Annotated in this window: 17 protein-coding genes; 10 read left to right on the forward strand and 7 right to left on the reverse strand. The window is 68.0% G+C overall.

What is annotated here, in order from left to right:
* Positions 1-327: 327 nt before the first annotated feature.
* Both AVAK2825_RS06115 and AVAK2825_RS06120 read left to right on the forward strand, forming a co-directional pair.
* Positions 328-1113, forward strand: a complete 786-nt coding sequence (locus tag AVAK2825_RS06115) for an EF-hand domain-containing protein (protein ID WP_284395203.1) — start codon at positions 328-330, stop codon at positions 1111-1113.
* A gap of 314 nt (positions 1114-1427) precedes the next feature.
* Positions 1428-2492 (forward strand): sensor domain-containing diguanylate cyclase, encoded by a 1065-nt coding sequence (locus tag AVAK2825_RS06120; RefSeq protein ID WP_284395204.1) that lies wholly within the window; start codon positions 1428-1430, stop codon positions 2490-2492.
* A gap of 27 nt (positions 2493-2519) precedes the next feature.
* On the opposite strand, the gene purN is transcribed toward AVAK2825_RS06120, so the two are convergent.
* Positions 2520-3104 carry a phosphoribosylglycinamide formyltransferase gene (gene purN, locus AVAK2825_RS06125; protein ID WP_272564637.1) on the reverse strand — a complete coding sequence of 195 codons (585 nt, stop codon included), beginning with the start codon at positions 3102-3104 and terminating at the stop codon, positions 2520-2522.
* A gap of 21 nt (positions 3105-3125) precedes the next feature.
* Between purN and AVAK2825_RS06130 the strand changes: the two genes are divergently transcribed.
* The 3 genes from AVAK2825_RS06130 to AVAK2825_RS06140 all read left to right on the forward strand — a co-directional run bounded on the left by AVAK2825_RS06130 (position 3126) and on the right by AVAK2825_RS06140 (position 6271).
* Positions 3126-3839: a YceH family protein gene (locus tag AVAK2825_RS06130; RefSeq protein WP_284395208.1), complete on the forward strand. Its 714-nt coding sequence runs from the start codon at positions 3126-3128 to the stop codon at positions 3837-3839.
* A 63-nt stretch (positions 3840-3902) separates the two neighbouring features.
* Complete coding sequence (locus tag AVAK2825_RS06135; protein ID WP_272548712.1) at positions 3903-5108, forward strand: acyl-CoA dehydrogenase family protein; 1206 nt, start codon at positions 3903-3905, stop codon at positions 5106-5108.
* Positions 5109-5155: 47 nt separating this feature from the next.
* Positions 5156-6271 carry an acyl-CoA dehydrogenase family protein gene (locus AVAK2825_RS06140; RefSeq protein WP_284395211.1) on the forward strand — a complete coding sequence of 372 codons (1116 nt, stop codon included), beginning with the start codon at positions 5156-5158 and terminating at the stop codon, positions 6269-6271.
* Between the two features lie 23 nt (positions 6272-6294).
* Here the strand turns inward: AVAK2825_RS06140 and AVAK2825_RS06145 are convergent, their stop codons facing one another.
* A complete protein-coding gene (locus AVAK2825_RS06145) occupies positions 6295-7422 on the reverse strand; it encodes an esterase-like activity of phytase family protein (RefSeq protein WP_284395212.1) in 1128 nt (375 codons plus the stop codon).
* Positions 7423-7600: 178 nt separating this feature from the next.
* Here AVAK2825_RS06145 and AVAK2825_RS06150 point away from each other — a divergent pair, with 178 nt between their 5' ends.
* Positions 7601-8908, forward strand: coding sequence for a glycoside hydrolase family 18 protein (locus AVAK2825_RS06150; protein WP_284395214.1), 1308 nt, complete (start codon positions 7601-7603; stop codon positions 8906-8908).
* Positions 8909-9123: 215 nt separating this feature from the next.
* Entirely contained in the window at positions 9124-10437 is a 1314-nt protein-coding gene (locus AVAK2825_RS06155; protein ID WP_284395216.1) for a tetratricopeptide repeat protein, read from the forward strand.
* Between the two features lie 76 nt (positions 10438-10513).
* Here AVAK2825_RS06155 and AVAK2825_RS06160 read toward each other — a convergent pair whose 3' ends face one another.
* The 4 genes from AVAK2825_RS06160 to AVAK2825_RS06175 form a co-directional block, all read right to left on the reverse strand.
* Complete coding sequence (locus AVAK2825_RS06160) at positions 10514-11797, reverse strand: TRAP transporter large permease (protein WP_272564644.1); 1284 nt, start codon at positions 11795-11797, stop codon at positions 10514-10516.
* Positions 11798-11817: 20 nt separating this feature from the next.
* The gene (locus tag AVAK2825_RS06165; RefSeq protein ID WP_284395219.1) at positions 11818-12333 is read right to left on the reverse strand and encodes a TRAP transporter small permease; all 516 of its coding nucleotides are present in this window, start codon (positions 12331-12333) and stop codon (positions 11818-11820) included.
* A 120-nt stretch (positions 12334-12453) separates the two neighbouring features.
* Positions 12454-13437 (reverse strand): TRAP transporter substrate-binding protein, encoded by a 984-nt coding sequence (locus AVAK2825_RS06170; protein ID WP_284395221.1) that lies wholly within the window; start codon positions 13435-13437, stop codon positions 12454-12456.
* Positions 13438-13552: 115 nt separating this feature from the next.
* Positions 13553-14110, reverse strand: a complete 558-nt coding sequence (locus tag AVAK2825_RS06175) for an HNH endonuclease (RefSeq protein WP_284395223.1) — start codon at positions 14108-14110, stop codon at positions 13553-13555.
* A 166-nt stretch (positions 14111-14276) separates the two neighbouring features.
* Here AVAK2825_RS06175 and AVAK2825_RS06180 point away from each other — a divergent pair, with 166 nt between their 5' ends.
* The 3 genes from AVAK2825_RS06180 (at position 14277) to lspA (ending at position 18794) form a co-directional block, all read left to right on the forward strand.
* A complete protein-coding gene (locus AVAK2825_RS06180; RefSeq protein ID WP_284395224.1) occupies positions 14277-15317 on the forward strand; it encodes a bifunctional riboflavin kinase/FAD synthetase in 1041 nt (346 codons plus the stop codon).
* Positions 15318-15426: 109 nt separating this feature from the next.
* Entirely contained in the window at positions 15427-18285 is a 2859-nt protein-coding gene (gene ileS / locus AVAK2825_RS06185) for an isoleucine--tRNA ligase (protein ID WP_284395226.1), read from the forward strand.
* Positions 18285-18794, forward strand: coding sequence for a signal peptidase II (gene lspA / locus AVAK2825_RS06190; protein WP_272564652.1), 510 nt, complete (start codon positions 18285-18287; stop codon positions 18792-18794). The genes ileS and lspA overlap by 1 nt, the downstream gene beginning before the upstream one ends.
* 54 nt (positions 18795-18848) lie before the next feature.
* Here lspA and AVAK2825_RS06195 read toward each other — a convergent pair whose 3' ends face one another.
* Positions 18849-19844 carry a hypothetical protein gene (locus tag AVAK2825_RS06195; protein ID WP_284395228.1) on the reverse strand — a complete coding sequence of 332 codons (996 nt, stop codon included), beginning with the start codon at positions 19842-19844 and terminating at the stop codon, positions 18849-18851.
* Between the last annotated feature and the right edge of the window lie 144 nt (positions 19845-19988).

Raw genomic sequence — 19988 nt, forward strand, 5'->3', positions numbered from 1 at the left:
CGCGCGCCCCGCTCCCGGGACGCACGACGGCGCGGCAGCCGCCAACCCTTGGAACGAAAGGAACGATGATGACGACCATCAGTAGTGTCGGCAGCGCGTGGTCCAGTGCGAGCGTCCAGCGGGCTTCGCGCCCCGGGCCTTCGCCGGAGCGCCTGTTCGGAAAATTGGATGCCGATGGCAGCGGCGGCGTGGACGGCACCGAGCTGCAGGGGCTGCTGGACAAGGTGGCGAAGAAAAGCGGTGTGGACAGCAGCACCAGCGCTTCGGACCTGATCCAGAAGTACGACAGCGACGAGCAGCGACGAGCTGTCCAAGACGCTGGAGAGCGTGCTGCCGCAGCGCTCCACCATGGACTTCGCCCAGTCGCGCAGCGACGCCGGCAGCGGCGCCACCGGCCAGGCCGGCGACGACCTGTTCGGCAAGGTGGACAGCGACGGTGACGGCAAGGTGAGCCAGGACGAACTGCAGTTCCTGCTGGAGAAAGTCTCCGGCGGCACGGCCAGCGCCACCGGCACCAGCAGCGACGAACTGTTCGGCCAGCTGGATGCGGACGGCGACGGCAGCCTGTCGCAGGCGGAGTTCGATGCCGGCCGGCCCTCGGGCCAGGGCGGCGCGGGCGGACCGCAGGCGGGCGGCATGCCGCCCCCGCCGCCCGGCGGACCGGGTGGCCCGGGCGGGCCAGGTGGAGCGGGGGGCGCCGGCAGCGCGAGCGCATCGTCCGGCAGCACCACCTACGACGTGCTGGATACGAACGAAGACGGTGTCGTGTCGGCCTCGGAACTGGCGGCAGCCAGCACCGACGACACGTCCGGCAGCACGACGGATGCGGTCACCGCGCTGTTCAATGCCATCGACACCGACGGCGACAAGCAGCTCAGCGCCAGCGAGTCGTCATCGTTCATCGACCAGTTGACGCAGTGGGCGACGGCCAATGCCACCAACACGGCCAGCAGCAGCAGCAGCGGTACCGGCCAGGACGACGGCACCGCCTCCCGCAGCGGCCAGCGGCTGGACCTGGCCCAGCTGGCCGAACAGGCACGCCGGCAATATGCGGCGGCCGCCAGCGCGTGGACCACCAGCAGCAACGCCAGCACCTTGAGCGCCCTGGCCTGAGAGGGCCGCCGGCCGCGCCCGCAGGCACCGGGCGCCCGGCCCCTGGTTTTGCCGGTCCACGCAGTGCTGCACAGCCCGTCAGTGGACGAGCTGCATGGACCGGCGCCCTGCGCCGCTGGCCTTCGGGCCAAAAGCGGCTCCAGCACAATATCTTCTAAGGCATATCGCTATATTTTTTATAGCAAAAGCATCGACACGCCCACGCTGCCGCCGTTCGGTGACCCAGGAAAAGACCCTGGCCGTATCAAATGGATACAACGGAATGGCCGGATGCTGCGTACACACTCACTGTCGTTCCTTCAGTGAAGCCATTGATGTCCCCCAACCAGAAACCCGACGCTCCCGCCGACGCCACGCCCCCGGCCCCCGATCCGTCCCAGGGCGCCCCCCTGCCCTTCAACGAGGCGCAGCGCCTGGAGGCCCTGGACAAGCTGCGGGTGCTCGACACCAACCCCGAGCAGGCCTTCGACGACCTGACCATGCTGGCGTCGGCGGTGTGCCAGACGCCGATCGCGCTGATTTCACTCATCGATGCGGAGCGCCAGTGGTTCAAGTCGCGCACCGGCATCGACACGCCCGAGACACCGCGCGAGCTGGCCTTCTGCGCCCATGCCATCCTGCAGCCCGACTACGTCTTCGAGGTGCCCGATGCGCACCTGGACCCGCGTTTTGCCGGCAACCCGCTGGTCACCGGCGAGCCGGGCATCCGCTTTTATGCCGGCGCGCCGCTGGTGACCTCGGACGGCATGCCCATCGGCACCGTCTGCGTGATCGACCGCGAGCCCCGCACCCTGACGGACGCCGAGCGCCGCGCCCTCGAATCGCTGGCCCGCCAGGTGGTGACCCAGCTGGAGCTGCGCCAGGCCATGGCCGGCCTCGAACTGGAGAGCATGACCGACGGGCTCACCGGGCTGTGGAACCGGCGCTGCCTGGACCGCCAGCTGCGCACCAGCTGGGACGAAGGCAAGCGGGCCGGACAGCCGCTGAGCCTGGTGATGGTGGACCTGGACCACTTCAAAAGCGTCAACGACGACCTGGGCCATCCGGCCGGGGACGCCATCCTGCAGCATGCGGCCGAGGTGGTCCGCAGCCACGTGCGGGCGGGCGATTTCGTGGCCCGCTTCGGCGGCGAGGAGTTCTGCGTGGTGCTGCCCCAGACGCACGCCACCGGCGCCCGCCTCGTGGCCGAGAAGCTGCATGCGGCATTGAATGCCAGCAACTGGCCGCACCGGCCGGTCACCGCCAGCTTCGGGGTGGCCACGGCGGGGTTCGAGGAGGTGAGCGATCCCCACGCGCTGCTGGCGCGTGCCGACCGGGCGCTCTACGTGGCCAAGGATTCGGGACGCAACCGGGTCTGCGTGTTCGACGGCTGGTCCTGAGCGGGGGCTGCCGCCCGGCGGTCCGGATCAGCCCAGCCGGTGCAGCAGTTTGAGCACGGCGCGGGGGTAGATGGCGTGTTCCTGCGCCAGCACGCGCGCGGCCAGCACCGGCGCGGTGTCGCCGGGCAGTACCGGCACCACGCCCTGGGCGAGGATGGGGCCGCAATCGAGTTCGGCCGTCACCTCGTGCACGGTGGCGCCGGCCACCTCGCAGCCCGCATCGATGGCGCGCTGGTGCGTGTGCAGCCCCGGAAAGGCGGGCAGCAGCGAGGGATGGATGTTGACCAGCCGCCCGGCGTAGCGCGCCACGAACGCAGGCGTCAGGATGCGCATGAACCCCGCCAGCACCACCAGCGCCGGCGCATGGGCATCGATGCGCTCGGCCAGCGCCGCATCGAAGGCCTCGCGCGAATCGAACGCCCGGTGGTCCAGCGAATCCGTGGCGATCCCTTCGGCCCGGGCCCAGGCCAGGCCCGCGGCGTCGGCCTTGTTGCTCAGCACGGCCACCACCCGGGCGCCGTGGCGGCCGGCCCAATCCTGCTGGCGCGAAGCATTCACGATGGCTGCCATGTTGGAGCCGCTGCCGGAGATCAAAATCACGATGTTCTTCATTGCCGGAAATTATCCCCCGCCATGCCCTTCGATCCCCGCACCCGCCCCCTGTCGCCCACCGAGGCCCGCGTGCTCGCCACGCTGATGGAAAAGGCCCGCACCGTGCCCGACAGCTACCCCCTCACGCTCAACGGCGTGCTGACCGGCTGCAACCAAAAGAGCAGCCGCGACCCGGTGATGCAGCTGACCGAGTCCCAAGCCCAGGAGGCGCTCGATTCGCTGCGCCTGCGCACGCTGGCGGTCGAGATCGGCGGCAACCGGGCGACGAAGTTCGAGCACAACTTCCCGCGCGGCATCGGCGTGCCCGACCAGTCGGCGGTGCTGCTGGCCCTGCTGATGCTGCGCGGACCGCAAACCGCGGGCGAGCTGCGCATCAACTCCGAACGCTGGCACCGGTTCGCCGACATCTCCTCGGTGGAGGCCTTCCTGGACGAGCTGCAGTCGCGCAGCGAAGAAAAAGGCGGCCCGCTGGTGGTGCAGCTGCCGCGCGCGCCCGGCGCCCGCGAGCAGCGCTGGGCCCACCTGCTGTGCGGCCCGGTCGATGCGAGCCAGTACGCCGCCGGTGCCTCGGCCGCCGAGGCCCTCGCCGCCCAGGGACTGGCCCCGCGCGTGGCCGCGCTGGAGGCCGAAGTGGCCCAGTTGCGCGCCACGGTGCAGCGCCTGTGCCAGGAACTGGGGCTGGAGGCAGCGCAGCCGCAAGGCGCTGCGCCCGTGTCGCCGCCCGGACAGGAGTAAAAAGCACGACCGTGCTACAACCGGCGGATCGGCTCGAACCGGCAGCCCCAGGAGACACACCGCATGGATCTCGCATTCACCCCCGAAGAACAGGCCTTTCGCGAAACGATTCGCGCCTGGGTCAAAGAGCATCTCCCCCCGGAGATTTCCCACAAGGTGCACAACGCCCTGCGCCTGACACGGGGCGACATGCAGGGCTGGGCCAAGATCCTGGGCAAGAAGGGCTGGCTGGGCTTCGGCTGGCCCAAGGAGTTCGGCGGCCCGGGCTGGACTGCCGTGCAAAAGCACCTGTTCGAAGAGGAATGTGCCCTGGCCGGCGCGCCGCGCATCATCCCCTTCGGCCCGGTGATGGTGGCGCCCGTCATCATGGCCTTCGGCAATGCCGAACAGCAAAAGCGCTTCCTGCCCGGCATCGCCAGCGGCGAGGTGTGGTGGAGCCAGGGCTACAGCGAGCCCGGCGCGGGCTCGGACCTGGCCTCGGTCAAGACGCGCGCCGAGCGCGTGGGCGACCATTACGTGGTCAACGGCCAGAAGACCTGGACCACTCTGGGCCAGTACGGCGACTGGATGTTCAACCTCGTGCGCACCAGCACGGAAGGCAAGCCGCAGACCGGCATCTCGTTCCTGCTGCTCGACATGAAGTCGCCCGGCGTCACCGTGCGGCCCATCAAGCTGCTGGACGGCGAGTGCGAGGTCAACGAGGTCTTCTTCGACAACGTGAAGGTGCCCGCCGAGAACCTGATCGGCGAAGAGAACAAGGGCTGGACCTACGCCAAGCACCTGCTGAGCCACGAGCGCACCAACATCGCCGATGTGAACCGCAGCAAGCGCGAGCTGGAGCGCCTCAAGCGCATCGCCCGTGCCGAGGGGCTGTACGACGACCTGCGCTTTCGCGACCAGATCGCCCTGCTGGAGGTGGACATCGTCGCACTGGAAATGCTGGTGCTGCGGGTGCTGTCGGCCGAAAAGTCGGGCAAGAACTCGCTGGACATCGCGGGCCTGCTCAAGATCCGCGGCAGCGAGATCCAGCAGCGCTACGCCGAACTGATGATGCTGGCCGCCGGCCCCTTCAGCCTGCCCTTCATCGAAGAGGCGATGGAGGCCGGCTGGCAGGGCGATGCGGGCGCCGGCGCGCTGGGCGGCTTCCCGGGCGGCGAGGTGGCCAACGCCCCGCTGGCCGCGAACTACTTCAACCTGCGAAAGACCACCATCTACGGCGGCTCCAACGAGGTGCAGCGCAACATCGTCGCCCAGACCGTTCTGGGCTGAACCCCACCCCTCCCGCCAGGGCGAGAACTTCGCCAGGAGTGAAAAAAATGGACTTTGATTTCTCGGACGACCAGCAATCGCTGCGCGACGCGGTGCGCCGCTGGGTGGACAAGGGCTACACCTTCGAGCGCCGCCGCGGCATCGTGGCCGCCGGCGGCTTCGACCGCGCGGCCTACAACGAACTGGCCGAGCTGGGCCTCACGGCCCTGACCGTGCCCGAGGCGCACGGCGGCCTGGGCCAGGGCCCGGTGGACGCCATGGTGGCCCTGGAGGAACTGGGCCGGGGCATCGTGCTGGAGCCGCTCGCCCAGGCCTTCATCGCCAGCAGCGTGCTGGGCCAGTACGCGCCCGAAGCCGTGCAGGCCGACTGGCTGCCGCGCATCGCCAGCGGCGAGGCCCTGGTCGTGCTGGCGCAGCAGGAGCGCAAAGCCCGCTACCGCCTCGACGTGTGCGAAGCCACGGCGACAGCGGCGCCATCAGGCCATGCGCTGACCGGTATCAAGAGCATCGTCCCGGCCGGAGATCAGGCCGATGCCTTCTTGGTGCCCGCTCAGTGGGAGGGCGCGATCGCCCTCTTCCTGGTCGAACGCAGCGCCCCGGGCGTCACCACGCGCGGCTACGTCACGCAGGACGGCAGCCGCGCGGCCGAGGTGCAGCTGGCCGACGCACCCGCCACCCTCGTCACCACCGACGGGCTGGACGCTCTGGCCCTGGCGGTGGACACCGGCATCGCCGGCGTGTGCGCCGAGGCCGTTGGCGTGATGGACCAGGCCGTGTCGCTCACCGTGGACTACATGAACCAGCGCAAGCAGTTCGGCGTGGTGATCGCCAGCTTCCAGGCCCTGCGCCACCGCGTGGCCGACATGAAGATGCAGCTGGAGCTGGCGCGCTCGATGAGCTACTACGCCAGCCTCAAGCTCAACGCACCGGCGGACGAGCGCCGCCGCGCCATCGCCCGCGCCAAGGTGCAGCTGGGCCAGTCGATGCGCTTCGTGGGCCAGCAGTCGGTGCAACTGCACGGTGGCATCGGCGTGACCGACGAATACATCGGCAGCCACTACTTCAAGACGCTCACGCAGCTGGAGATGACCTACGGCGACACGCTGCACCACCTGGGCGAGGTATCGGCGCGCATGCAGGACACGGCAGGTGTCTTCGCCTGACGGGGCGGGCCTGGCGCAGTAGGCTATTCGGACAGCACCTCGAAGGCGAGGAACTGGCTGATCTGCGTGTCGTTGAAGTTGTTGTCGGACACCATCACCAGGCTGCGGTGGCCGTTGGCCAGACGCGGCCCCCAGGCCATGCCCTCGATGTTGTCCAGCGTGCGCAGGCCCAGCGTGTTCAGGTTGAGCACCAGGCGCTTGCGCACTGCGGTAAAGCCGCCCGAGGCCAGCGAGGCGATGCCGCTCACGTCGGTCGCATCCCGGGTGTCGATCTCGTACAGGCGGATGTACATGCGGTACAGGTCGTCGCTGCCCTGCACGCCCGAGCGCTCCAGCACCAGGAAGCGGTGGTCGTCCACCGCCAGCATTTCCGACACGCCGTTGTCCGCGTTCTTGCCGGTGCCCGGCACCGCCTGGATGGGATCGACCGGATAGGCCATCTGGCGCAGCAGCGCACCGCTGCGGCTGTACTGCAGCAGGCGTGAATACGCGCCCGCCGTGGGCGTGGGCACCGGCCCATCCTGATAGAGAGGCGCCTCCATGGCGGCCCACAGCGATGCGCCGTCGGCCGAGAAGCTGAGTCCCTCCAGCGTGAGGTTGTTGCGCGCGCCGGTCGCCTGCGTGGGCGACATGCGGTAAGCCGCAGGCCAGGGCAGCGCGCCCAGGGCCCGGCCGCTGGCATCGGCATGCATCACGAACGGGTCCAGGCCCAGGCTGCGATCGCCCTCGCTGGTCCACCACAGGCTGCCATCGCGCGGATCGATGCGGATCGCCTCCGGATCGGGCACGGGGCTCGTCGCCGTGGAGGCCGTGCGCGCGGGGTACACGCTGCCGTCCGCCTGGCGCAACGGCATGGTGCCCAGGAACTGCACGGGCGCGAATGTGGATGGGTCGAACTGCAGGCGCGCGGTATAGAAGCGCGCGGGGTTCTTGTCCGAGCGGTCGTCGCTGACCAGCACCCAGGTGTCGCGCGCAGCGTCGTAGTCGATGCCCGAGAGCCCGCCCACCAGTGTGCCGCCCACCTGCAGCGTGTTCGGCACGGTCTGCTCGCCGATCAGGCGCACGCTGATGTCGCGGGCACCGCCGTCGCTGCCCCCACAGGCGGCAAGGCACACGGAGAGGATGGCAGCGCAGGCAAGGGGTCTGAACATGGACGGCTCTTCGGACAAGGTGGATGGCAGGGATGGACAGCGCCGGACCTTAGCGGGCCTGCATGACAAGTTGATGGCGCTCGCGGCCCGGCATTTTGCGGGGAAATTTCACACATTCCAAAAGGTGGAATTTCGCTATAGTGGCCGCCCCAACAACAGTTCCGGAGGTTTTCCCGCCATGCGCACCTTGATCCGACAGATTGCCGCCATCCCCCTGATGGCCCTCGTGGCCACCAGCGCCTGGAGCCACGGACCGGGCCACGGCCCTGGCGGGGGCAGCGGCGCCCCACCGCGCGAAGTCGTCGGCTACTTCACCTCGTGGGGCATCTACGCGCGCAACTTCAAGGTCAAGGACCTGGTCGCCCAGGGCGGCGTTCCGGCGGTGACCACCATCAACTACGCGTTCGGCAACGTGCAGCCCGCGCAGGCCGGCGGCACCGGCCCGGTGGTCTGCCAGCTGGGCGATGCCTATGCCGATGTGGAGCGCGCCTGGGCCGCCGAAGAGAGCGTGGACGGCCAGGCGGTCGATTCCAGCCAGCCGCTGCGCGGCAACTTCCAGCAGCTGCTCGCACTCAAGCGGGCCTACCCCGGCACCAAGGTCCTGATCGCGCTGGGCGGCTGGAATGGGTCGAAATGGTTCTCCGACGCTGCGCTCACCGCCGAATCCCGCAGCGCGCTGGTCACCTCCTGCATCGACCTGTTCATCAAGGGCCGGACCGACGGCAGCACCGCGGGCAACGGGCCGGCCGCCGGCGTATTCGACGGCATCGACATCGACTGGGAATACCCAGCTGCGGAAGGCGCCGAGGGCAACACCGTGCGGCCCGAAGACACCCGCAACTTCACGCTGCTGCTGCAGGAGTTTCGCCGCCAGCTTGATGCGATCGATCCGCAGCTGCGCCTGACCATCGCCGCGCCGGCCGGCCCGCAGACCGCCGCCAAGATCGAACTGGCCGAGGTGTCCCGGTCGCTCGACTTCATCAACGTGATGGCGTATGACCTGCACGGCGCCTGGGAAAGCACCACCAACCACCAGGCCGCGCTCGCGCCGAACCCGAATGACCCGGCCCGCGCGCAGAAACTCTCGGTGGTCGAGACCGTGGGCCGATACCTGCAGGCGGGCGTGCCCGCGCAAAAGATCGTCGTCGGGGCGCCGCTGTATTCGCGCGGCTGGACGGGGGTGACCAACGCCCAGCGCGGCCTGTACCAGGCGGCCACGGGCATTCCCGCCGGCACGTACGAGGCGGGCATCGAGGACTACCAGACCCTCCAGGCCAAGCCGGGCTTCACCCGCTACTGGGATGCCCATGCGCGCTCGGCCTGGCTGTTCGACGGCACCACGTTCTGGACCTTCGACGATGCGCAGACCCTGCGCGAGAAGGCGCGTTTCGTGAAGCTGGCCCGCCTGCGCGGCATGATGTTCTGGGAGCTGTCGGGCGACGGCGGCGAGCTGGTGCGCGCCGTGGGCGACGAACTCTCGCGCTGAACGTTCGCAGATCGCCAAAGGTGGAAGGCCGCTGCCGCCCGTCGGGTCGCAGCGGCCTTTTTTCAGGCCCGGGCCGGCCCCGCGCAGGCGTGGTGCAACGCCCTCGTCGCAGCGCGGCCAATGCACGAACAGGGCCCGCAGCGAATCCGGGATAATCGTCCACCCATCCTGAAGGCGCCGAGCATGCGCGCCTCCCCCTATTTGCCCCTCCCGACATGAGCGCAACACCCCTCGCAGACCCCAACCGCCAACACCTTGAAACCGCCAGGACGCAGATCGCCCAGGGCGAACTCCAGAAGGCCGCGCTGACGCTGAACAAGGCCCAGCAGCAGTCCCCCAACGATCCGCGCGTGTTCATGCTGGCGGGCCTGATGGCGGAGAAGGCCGGCAACCTGCCCAAGGCGTTCGAGGCGCTGCGCCATGCCGTGGCGATCTCGCCGGACTGGGGCCCTGGCCTGCTGGAGCTGGCCCTGCTGCTGGCGCGCCAGAACCAGTTCGACGAAGCGGTGAGCACCGCGGAAAAGGTCGCCCTGATCGAGCCCAACAACTTGGTGGTGCTGGCCGGCGTGATCGACGTCGCGCACCGCGCGGGCCACCTGGACATGGCCGTGCGCCACCTGCGCCGCGGGCTGGAACTCGTGCCGGGCGATGCGCAACTGCGCCGCCAGCTGGCGCGCGACCTGAGCGGCCGGGGCGCGCACGCCGAATCCGTCGAACTGTGGAGCGGCCTGATCGCCGAGAACCCGGCCGACACCGAATCGCTGCTCGGCCGCGTGAAGGCGCACCTCGCCGCGGGCACGCCCGCCCGTGCCGTCGCCGACACCACCACGCTGCTGGAACTGGCCCCTGGCGACTCGGTCTATGCCTACTACGCCGCGCTGGCCCATGGCGTGACGCCGAAGCACCAGCCGCCGGAGTTGAACCGCGGCCTCTTCGACAGCCTGGCCGAGATGTACGACCAGCACATGGTGCGCGGCCTGCGCTACCAGCTGCCCAAGCGCGTGGCGGACAAGATCCTCGAACGCTTTCCGGACAAGAAGCTCAACCTGCTGGACCTGGGCTGCGGCACGGGCCTGCTCGGCGTGTGCCTGGGCCGGCTGGACGGCTTTTTGATCGGCGTGGACATCTCGATGAAGATGATCGAGCAGGCCGGCCGCCACAACGTGTACGACCGTTTCCACCACGTCAACCTGCTCGACGCGCTGCAGGAAACGCCCGACGCCATCTACGACGTGCTGGCCGCGCTGGACGTGTTCATCTACACCGGCGACCTCACCGAAACCGTTCCCAACGCCCTGCGCATCCTGGTGCCCCAGGGCGAGCTGATCTTCTCGTGCGAGACCTCGGACGAAGCGGGCCCGGACATGGTGCTGCAGCCCAGCGGCCGCTATGCCCACAAACGCAGCCATGTGGTGGCGCTGTGCAAGGCGGCGGGCTTCGAGACCGTGGAGGTGGAAGACACCGTGCTGCGCTACGAGAACAACGCGCCCGTGCAGGGCTTCATCGTCACGGCGCGCAAGGCGGTCTGACGGCGGGGCGCCCACGGCGCCCCCAAAGAAAAAGCGCGGCCGTTGCCGCGCTTTTTTCATGCCCTCGTGCGCGGGGTCAGAACCCCAGCGCGTGCGGCAGCCAGGTCGAGATGGCCGGCACGAAAGTCAGCAGGATCAGCACCGCCAGGTGCGCCAGCAGGAAGGGCGGCAGCTCCCGCGTGAGGGCCGCCAGCGGCACCTTGGTGGCCACCGAGGTCACGAACAGCAGCCCGCCCACGGGCGGCGTGATCATGCCCAGGGTGAGGTTGACGATCACCACCATCGCGAAGTGGATCGGATCGATGCCCAGCGCCGCCGAGATGGGCGCCAGGATCGGCACGAGGATCATCACGCCCGGCAGCGGCTCCATGAAGATGCCGAACAGCAGCAGCAGGATGTTCACCGCGATCAGGAAGGTGACGGGCGACAGGTTCCACCCCACGATGGTCTCCGCCAGTTGCTGGGGAATGCCTTCGATCGTCAGCACCCAGGCGAACGCGGCCGACGCTGCCACCACCAGCAGCACCGATGCGGTCAGCAAGGCCGAGCGCGCGGCGATGTGGGGCAGCGCCTTCCACTCCAGCGTGCGGTAGATCCATTTGCCGCAGATGAGCGCATAGAACACCGCCACCACCGACGCCTCGGTGGGCGTGAAGATCCCGAAGCGGATGCCCACCAGGATCAGCACGACCAGCATCAGCGCCGGGATGGCGCGGATGCTGTTGGACAGCATCTCCGCCCGGCTCGGCCGCGGCTCGCGCGAGCGGTAGTCGCGGCGCACGCACACGCGCCAGTTGACGAGCGCCATGGCCGCGGCGATCAGCAGCCCGGGCGCGAAGCCGGCGATGAAGAGCGCGCCCACCGACACCTGCTCGTCCTGCAGCGCATAGATGATCATGATGATCGAGGGCGGAATGATGGGGCCCACGATGGCGGTGCTGGCGGTGAGCGCCGCCGCGTAGGCACGCGAATACCCGGCCTTGTCCATCATCTTCACCATCATGGAGCCGGGCCCCGCCGCATCGGCCAGGGCCGAGCCTGAGATGCCCGAGAACAGCGTGAGCGACAGGATGTTGGCATGCCCCAGCCCGCCGCGCAGGTGGCCCACGAACTGCGCCGCGAAGCGCAGCAGCACCACGGTGAGCGCGCCGCCGGACATGATCTCGGCCGCGAGGATGAAGAACGGCACCGCCATCAGCGGGAAGCTGTCGATGCCGGTGAACATCTCCTTGAACACGATCAGCTGCGGATAGCGCCCGCCAACGAACACCGCGATCGCAGCCGACATGGCCAGCGCGAATGCGACGGGAAAGCCCAGCGCCATCAGGACGATGGCGGAAACGAAGAGGGTGATGGCCATGGGTCAGGTCCTTCGGAACATCACAGCGACGCGGCGGACTCGGCGTCCATCTCGTCGGACTCGACATAGTGCCCATCCCGTACATAGCCCCGGGCCATGAACAGCAGGTGCACGAACAACAGCAGGAAGCCCACCGGCATCGCCGAATAGATCCAGGCGAACGCGATGTCGGTGGCCGGCGTGGTCTGGAACCGCGTGGCCCACACGTACTGCACCGAGAACCACGCCATCACCAGGAAGAACACGCCCAGCCCCGCCACGATCAGCCCGCGCAGCCAGCGCGCGCTAGTCTGCCCCAGCGTGTGGTGCAGGTTGTCGATGGCCACGTGCCCGCCGAAGCGCAGCACCAGTCCGGCCCCGAGGAACGTGCCCCAGATCATCAGGTGCCGGGCTACCTCCTCCGCCCAGACGATGGAATCGCCCGTGGTGTAGCGCAGCACCACGTTGGCGAAGACGATGCAGGCCATGGCCAGCAGCAAGATGATGAGCAGCCAGCGGTTGCAGGCCACCAGCGCGCGCTCGAATCGGTTCAGCATGAGAGGGAGGGCACCTGCCGGTGCCAATCTATCGGTCGGTCGATCACAAAGGAAAAAGCCCGGCCAGGCCGGGCAGAGGAAAAGCGCACGCCGGACAGGCTCCGGACGCGCCGGCCACCATCACTTCGTGCCGGTGATCTGGTCCAGCGTCTTCTGGCCGAACTTGGTGGCGTATTGCTTGTAGGCGGGCTCCAGGGCCTTCTGGAAGGCCGCCTTGTCGACCGACTCCACGACCTGCATGCCGGCCGCCTTGACGTCGGCCAGGCCCTTTTGCTCCACGTCGTCCACGAACTTGCGCGAGGCCGCTGCACCCGCCTTGGCACCCTGGGTGAAGCTGGCCTTCTGCGCATCGCTGAGGCTCGACCAGAGGTTGGGCGACACGATCAGCGCCATGGGCGCATAGACGTGGCCGGTCAGCGAGAGGTATTTCTGCACCTGCGGCAGCTTGGCGGAAACGATCACCGACATCGGGTTTTCCTGCCCGTCAATGGTGCCCTGCTGCAGCGCGCCGATCACCTCGGGCCAGGACATGGGCGTGGGCGAGGCGCCCAGCGTGCGGAAGGCCGTGATGTGCACGGGGTTCTCGGTCACGCGGATCTTGAGGCCCTTGAGGTCTGCCGGCGTGCTCACCGGGTGCTTGTTGTTGGTCAGGTGGCGAAAGCCCTGCTCGCCCCAGGCCAGGGCGATCAGGCCCCGGCCCTTGAACTTGCCCAGCAGGTCCTGGCCGAACGGGCCGTCCAGCACCGCGCGGGCGTGGGCCGTGTCGCGGAACAGGAAGGGAATGTCCACCACGCCCACATCGGGCACGAAGTTGCTGAGGGCGCCGGTGGAGACGATCACCGCCTCCACGGTGCCCAGCTGCAGTCCTTCGATCAGCTCGCGCTCGCCACCCAGGGCACTGGAGGGGAACTGCTTGAACTTGAAGGCGCCGTTGGTGCCTTTCTCGACCGTGTCGGCCCAGGCCTGGGCGGCCGCGCCGTAGTGCGAGTTGATCGCCAGCGCATAGCCGACCTTGATTTCCTTGGCCTGCTGGGCGAACACGGGAAGAATGGGCAAGCCGGCAACGGCGGCGGCCAGCAACAGGCGGCGGGAAGCAATGCGCATGGAAACGGTCCGATCTTGGCCCCCAGGGGGCGTTGTGACAAAGGAGGCAGGATTATTCCCGCAGCCCCGGCCCCCGGCCCTCGGGGAAAGTACCTGCGCAGGCGCTTTTTTTCGATCAGTCCAGCAGGCGGGACGATTTGGGCACGTGCGCCATCAAAAACTCCATCTGGTCCGCCAGGATGCGGCGGTTGCGCAGGATGAAGTCCTCCCACAGGCTGGGCACGTAGGGCGCATAGAGCAGCGGCATGTGCGCCTGCTCGGGCGTGCGCGGGCCCTTGCGGTGGTTGCAGGGGCGGCAGGCCGTGACCACGTTCATCCAGTGGTCCACGCCCTGGCGCGCATAGGGCACGATGTGCTCGCGCGTGAGGTCTTCTTCGTGGAAGTGCCCGCCGCAATACGCGCAGACGTTGCGGTCGCGGGCGAAGAGCTTGCCGTTGGTCAGGCTGGGCTTGAGGTTGAACGGGTTGATGGACGGCACGCCCTTGGTGCCGATGATGCTGTTGACGCCGATGACCGACTGCTCGCCCGTCACGGCGTTGTGGCCGCCGCGGAACCGGGCGATCTGCGCGCCGGATTCCCAGCGCACCTCGCCCGCGGCATAGTGAATGACCGCCTGTTCCAGCGAAATCCACGATTGGGGTAGCCCCTGGGCCGACAACTTCAAGACCTTCACAACTCGCCTCCTGGAACAACGATGCACACAAGGATTCGGAACGCTGATGTCTCATGGGCGGCGTGCCAAGGCCGGCCTGTGGCTCACAATATACTCCGTTCATGACAAATTGGCGTCCAGCGCTTGATACACCTGCGCACGGCGCTATCAAAAGTAAAGCACTCCGATGAAGATCTTTCGAGGCTTCCATCACCCCGACATTGCATCGGCCTGCGCTCTCACCATCGGCAATTTCGACGGCGTGCACCGTGGGCACCAGGCCATGCTGGCGCTGCTAAACAACGAGGCGGCCCACCGCGGCGTGCCCAGCTGCGTGCTGACGTTCGAGCCCCACCCGCGCGACTACTTCGCCGGCGCCCGCCAGCGCCCCGAACTGGCCCCCGCCCGCATCGGCACCCTGCGCGACAAGCTGGACGAACTGCGCCGCTGCGGCGTGCAGCAGACCGTGGTGCTGCCCTTCAACGAACGGCTGGCCAGCCAGCCGCCGCAGATGTTCATCGAGGACGTGCTGGTGCGCGGCCTGGGCGCGCGCTACGTGCTGGTGGGCGACGACTTCCGCTTCGGCGCGCAGCGCGCGGGCGACTACGCCATGCTGGACGGCGCCGGACGCAGCCAGGGCTTCGAAGTGGCCCGCATGAACAGCTACGAGGTGCACGGCCTGCGGGTATCGAGCTCGGCCGTGCGCGAGGCCCTGGCCGCCGGCCGCATGGAAGACGCCGCGCGGCTGCTGGGCCGGCCCTATGCCATCTCGGGCCACGTGGTGCACGGGCGCAAGCTCGGCCGTGAGTTGGGCGCCAGCCGCGAAGGCGCCGGCGACGGCTTTCGCACGCTCAACCTGCGTTTTTCCCACTGGAAGCCCGCTGCGGGCGGCATCTTCGTGGTGCGGGTGCACGGCTTGGCCGCCGAGCCCCTGCCGGGCGTGGCCAACCTGGGCGTGCGCCCGTCGCTCGATCCCCGGGACGTGAACGGCGGCCGCGTGCTGCTGGAGACGCACTGCCTGGACTGGCCCCGCGATCTGGGGGCCGAAGGGGCGTACGGTAAAATCGTCCGCGTGGAACTCCTGCACAAACTGCACGACGAGCTGAAATACGACAGCTTCGACGCCCTCACCCGCGGCATCGCCAGGGACTGCGATGACGCGCGGGCGTATTTCTCCGCCTCCACGCACGCCGAGACCCGTCGCCAGACCACGCGCGACCGAATTTGACGGTCCCCGTGCCGCAGCGCAGCCCTGCGGCCCCGTCCGCCCCCTCATCTTCTTTCTCTTCCTGCGTTCCAGGCCATGGCCCGGAACGGCCCGCTCCTTAGGTCTTGCCATGTCCGAGAACACGAACGCCACCCCCACCCCTTCCACCGGCACGGACTACCGCGCCACGCTCAACCTGCCCGACACCGCCTTCCCGATGCGCGGCGACCTGCCCAAGCGCGAGCCGGGCTGGGTGAAGGAATGGGACGAAAAAGGCATCTACAAGAAGCTGCGCGACGCCCGCTGCGGCGCACCGAAGTTCATCCTGCACGACGGCCCGCCCTACGCCAACGGCCAGATCCATATGGGCCATGCGGTGAACAAGATCCTGAAGGACATGATCACCAAGGCGCGCCAGCTCGAAGGCTTCGACGCGCTGTATGTGCCGGGCTGGGACTGCCACGGCCTGCCGATCGAGAACGCCATCGAGAAAAAGCACGGCCGCAACCTGAGCCGCGACGACATGCAGGCCAAGAGCCGCGCCTATGCCACCGAGCAGATCGCCCAGCAGATGGGCGACTTCCAGCGCCTGGGCGTGCTGGGTGAATGGGACAACCCCTACAAGACGATGAACTTCGCCAACGAAGCGGGCGAAATCCGGGCGTTCAAGCGCGTGATGGAGCGCGGCTTCGTGTACCGGGGCCTGAAGCCCGTGTACTGGTGCTTCGACTGCGGCTCGTCGCTGGCCGAGTTCGAGATCGAGTACCAGGACAAGAAGAGCACCACGCTGGACGTGGCCTTCAAGGCGCACGAGCCCGCGAAGCTGGCCGCTGCCTTCGGATTGAGCGCTTTGCAGAAAGATGCCTTCGTGGTGATCTGGACCACCACCGCCTGGACCATCCCCGCCAACCAGGCGCTGAACCTGAACCCCGAAATCACCTATGCGCTGGTGGACACCGAGCGCGGCCTGCTGGTGCTGGCCGAATCGCTGGTGGAAGACTGCATGGCACGCTACGGCCTCACCGGCCAGGTGCTCGCCACGGCGCTGGGCGAAAAGCTCGGCGGGCTGGAGTTCGAACACCCGCTCTACGACGTCGATGCCGGCTACCGGCGCCTGTCGCCCGTGTACCTGGCCGACTACGCCACGGCCGACGACGGCACCGGCATCGTGCACTCCTCCCCCGCCTACGGCCTGGAGGACTTCAACTCCTGCCGCGCGCACGGCCTGGCGCTGGACGACATCCTGAACCCCGTGCAGGGCAACGGCACCTACGCGGCCGACTTCCCCCTGTTCGGCGGCCAGCACATCTGGAAGGCCGTGCCGGTCGTCATCGAGGCGCTGCGCAACGCTGGCCGCCTGATGGCCACCAAGGACATCACCCACAGCTACCCGCACTGCTGGCGCCACAAGACCCCGGTGATCTACCGAGCCGCCGCGCAATGGTTCATCCGCATGGACGAAGGCGAAGGCGTATTCACCAAGGACAAGGCGCCCAAGACCTTGCGCCAGACGGCGTTGGAGGCCATCGAGCACACCAGTTTCTACCCCGAGAACGGCAAGGCCCGCCTGCACGACATGATCGCCAACCGGCCCGACTGGTGCATCTCGCGCCAGCGCAGCTGGGGTGTGCCGATCCCGTTCTTCCTGCACAAGGACTCGGGCGAGCTGCATCCGCGCACCATGGAGATCATGGACCAGTCGGCCGATATCGTCGAAAAGGGCGGCATCGAGGCCTGGAGCCGCGTGACGCCCGAAGACATCCTGGGTGCCGAGGATGCGGCCTGCTACACCAAGAGCACCGACATCCTGGAAGTGTGGTTCGATTCCGGCTCCACCTTCTTCCACGTGCTGCGCGGCACGCACCCGAACGTGCACCACGACACCGGCCCCGAGGCAGACCTGTACCTCGAAGGCCACGACCAGCACCGCGGCTGGTTCCACAGCTCGCTGCTGCTGGCGAGCGCCCTGGAGGGCCGCGCGCCCTACAAGGGCCTGCTGACCCACGGCTTCACCGTGGACAGCCAGGGCCGCAAGATGAGCAAGTCGCTGGGCAACGGCATCGACCCGCAGGAGATCAACAAGAAGCTCGGCGCCGAGATCATCCGCCTGTGGGTGGCCGCCAGCGACTACTCGGGCGACATCGCCGGCGACGACAAGATCCTGGCGCGCGTGGTGGACGCCTACCGCCGCATCCGCAACACGCTGCGCTTCCTGCTGGCCAACGTGAGCGACTTCGATCCGAAGACCGACGCCGTGCCGTTCGACCAGATGCTGGAGATCGACCGCTATGCGCTCACGCGGGCCGCCGAATTCCAAGCCGAAGTGCTGGCTCACTACCAGGTGTACGAGTTCCACCCCGTGGTGGCCAAGCTGCAGCTGTACTGCTCGGAAGACCTGGGCGGCTTCTACCTCGACGTGCTCAAGGACCGCCTGTACACCACGGCGCCCAAGAGCCTGGCGCGCCGCAGCGCCCAGACCGCGCTCTACCAGATCACGCACGCCATGCTGCGCTGGATGGCGCCCTTCCTGTCGTTCACGGCGGAAGAGGCGTGGAAGGTGTTCGGCACCTCCGAATCGATCTTCCTGGAAACCTATGGCGCCATCGCGGGCGCCGACGAAGGGCTGCTGGCCAAGTGGGCCCGCCTGCGCGCCATCCGCGATGCGGTGAACAAGGAAATCGAAGCGCTGCGCGCGGCCGGCCAGGTGGGCTCGTCTCTGCAGGCCACGGTCACCCTGACCGCCGCCCCCGAAGACCATGCGCTGCTCGCCAGCCTGGGCGACGACCTGAAGTTCGTCTTCATCACGTCCGCGATCGAACTGGTGGCGGGCGATGCGCTGCGGATCAGTGTGCAGGCCAGTACAGACACCAAGTGCGAGCGCTGCTGGCACTACCGCAGCGATGTGGGCCAGGACCCGGCCCACCCGACGTTGTGCGGCCGCTGCACTAGCAACCTGTACGGCGCCGGCGAAGCGCGGGAGCACGCGTGATGGCCCGCAGCAGCTATTCGTCTTCATCCTCCGCGGGCGGCAAGATGTGGCCCTGGCTCGTCTGGGCACTGTTGATCCTGATCGCAGACCAGTTCACCAAGACGTTGATCCTGGGCTACTACCGGCTGGGCGATGCCACCTACATCACCGGCTTCTTCAACATCGTGCGTGCGCACAACACGGGCGCGGCCTTCTCCTTCCTGGCGGATGCGGGCGGCTGGCAGCGCTGGGTGTTCACGGGCATCGGCGTGGCGGCCACGCTGTTCATCGTGTGGCAGTTGCGCGCCCATCCCGGGCAGAAGCTGTTTTGCTTCGCGCTGTCCAGCATCCTGGGCGGCGCCGTGGGCAACGTGGTGGACCGCATGATGCACGGCTACGTGGTGGACTTTCTGGACTTCCACGCGCGGGGCTGGCACTTTCCGGCCTTCAACCTGGCGGACTCGGCCATCACGGTGGGAGCGGCCTGCCTGATCCTGGATGAGTTGCTGCGGGTGAAGCGCTCGTCCTGAAGACCGGGCGCCGACAGCGCGCCCTGCCCGGCAGCACGCCGGCTGCGCCGAGCGTCAGGCGCCTTTGCCTTTATCACGCAGTCGCCTGGCGGCATCCAGCAACCCGGGCACTTCCTGCGTTGCGCTCCGTATGCCTGCGCCAGCATCCATCTGCCGCGCGACGCCCACGGCCAGCACCTCATTGAGCAGAGCGCGCTGGGTCCGGCGCAGGTTGGGATTCATGGCCCGCACTTCACGAGGAACGCGGGCCTTGGCAACATCAACGGGGACCTGGAGCTTGAGTTGAACTCGCCGCTCGAACCCCCGTCCCACCACCGCCATGGAAGGAAAGACAGTGTGTGGCGCGTAGCGCATCGTGGGCCCGACCTCGCGCAAGCCCTGGTCGAAACGGGCCAGCAGAGATGGCGAGTTCTCAGTCAAAGCCGTCTCCATTTCTGCCCTGTCTTTCAAGCCCGAGGCATGGCCGTACTCCAGGCTCAGGGTGAAGTCACCAGCGTAACCTCCCCATTGGCTGTCAGCAGAAAAGACTGCGGGTCCGCGCAGCCAAGGGTCCAATACCATGTGGTAATCCGGCCCACGCCCGTCCCTCAGCTCTGCCCAGTCGTGGTCGATCCACTGCGACTTCACGAGGTAAATGAACTCCCCCTTGTCGGTGCCTGAGCTGGCTTCTTTCAACAGAGGGACATGCAGCATGATGGTCAAGGCAGCGAACTCTGCGCAATTGCCGGCCCGGGCCAAAATTCCCCCGGCAGCGTAGGCCACAACTCGCGGCAGCCCGTGCGCCACCAGCATGTTCTTCACAAGCCGGCCCGCTTCGACCCTCCTAGAACTTTCGTGACCGAATTGCGCAATGTCGTCTTTGACGTTGCCACGACCGCTCGGCAACAGCGCGCGGACCTGCTCGACCGTGGCGGTGGCGTTGCGCAAGCGCGTGAGGTCAGGCCCTTCCACATGCCGGCCATCGATGGCCCGGGCCATGACATAGCCGCGCAACTGCCGGTCCACTGCGGAGGACAGGGTTTGGCGGGGGCGAAGCAGGCCTTCTTCCATTACGGCGATACCAGCAGCTTTACGCGAATGCAGTCCGTGGACAGCTACCTCGCAGCCGCGGGCGGGGTCTTTACCAGTGGAAGGGGATCCGACACCCGGCCTGGGCGCCAGCACGGCAGGCGGACCGCCCCGGGATGAAAGCGG

The organism is Acidovorax sp. SUPP2825 (assembly GCF_030158995.1).
In the GTDB taxonomy this organism is placed as follows: Bacteria; Pseudomonadota; Gammaproteobacteria; order Burkholderiales; family Burkholderiaceae_C; genus Paracidovorax.

Excerpts from the sequence above, each read along its gene's own strand:
- AVAK2825_RS06120 (WP_284395204.1), top strand. The coding sequence starts at position 1,428 with ATGTCCCCCAACCAGAAACCCGACGCTCCCGCCGACGCCACGCCCCCG.
- purN (WP_272564637.1), bottom strand. The coding sequence starts at position 3,104 with ATGAAGAACATCGTGATTTTGATCTCCGGCAGCGGCTCCAACATGGCA.
- AVAK2825_RS06130 (WP_284395208.1), top strand. The coding sequence starts at position 3,126 with ATGCCCTTCGATCCCCGCACCCGCCCCCTGTCGCCCACCGAGGCCCGC.
- AVAK2825_RS06135 (WP_272548712.1), top strand. The coding sequence starts at position 3,903 with ATGGATCTCGCATTCACCCCCGAAGAACAGGCCTTTCGCGAAACGATT.
- AVAK2825_RS06140 (WP_284395211.1), top strand. The coding sequence starts at position 5,156 with ATGGACTTTGATTTCTCGGACGACCAGCAATCGCTGCGCGACGCGGTG.
- AVAK2825_RS06145 (WP_284395212.1), bottom strand. The coding sequence starts at position 7,422 with ATGTTCAGACCCCTTGCCTGCGCTGCCATCCTCTCCGTGTGCCTTGCC.
- AVAK2825_RS06150 (WP_284395214.1), top strand. The coding sequence starts at position 7,601 with ATGCGCACCTTGATCCGACAGATTGCCGCCATCCCCCTGATGGCCCTC.
- AVAK2825_RS06155 (WP_284395216.1), top strand. The coding sequence starts at position 9,124 with ATGAGCGCAACACCCCTCGCAGACCCCAACCGCCAACACCTTGAAACC.
- AVAK2825_RS06160 (WP_272564644.1), bottom strand. The coding sequence starts at position 11,797 with ATGGCCATCACCCTCTTCGTTTCCGCCATCGTCCTGATGGCGCTGGGC.
- AVAK2825_RS06165 (WP_284395219.1), bottom strand. The coding sequence starts at position 12,333 with ATGCTGAACCGATTCGAGCGCGCGCTGGTGGCCTGCAACCGCTGGCTG.
- AVAK2825_RS06170 (WP_284395221.1), bottom strand. The coding sequence starts at position 13,437 with ATGCGCATTGCTTCCCGCCGCCTGTTGCTGGCCGCCGCCGTTGCCGGC.
- AVAK2825_RS06180 (WP_284395224.1), top strand. The coding sequence starts at position 14,277 with ATGAAGATCTTTCGAGGCTTCCATCACCCCGACATTGCATCGGCCTGC.
- ileS (WP_284395226.1), top strand. The coding sequence starts at position 15,427 with ATGTCCGAGAACACGAACGCCACCCCCACCCCTTCCACCGGCACGGAC.
- lspA (WP_272564652.1), top strand. The coding sequence starts at position 18,285 with ATGGCCCGCAGCAGCTATTCGTCTTCATCCTCCGCGGGCGGCAAGATG.
- AVAK2825_RS06195 (WP_284395228.1), bottom strand. The coding sequence starts at position 19,844 with ATGGAAGAAGGCCTGCTTCGCCCCCGCCAAACCCTGTCCTCCGCAGTG.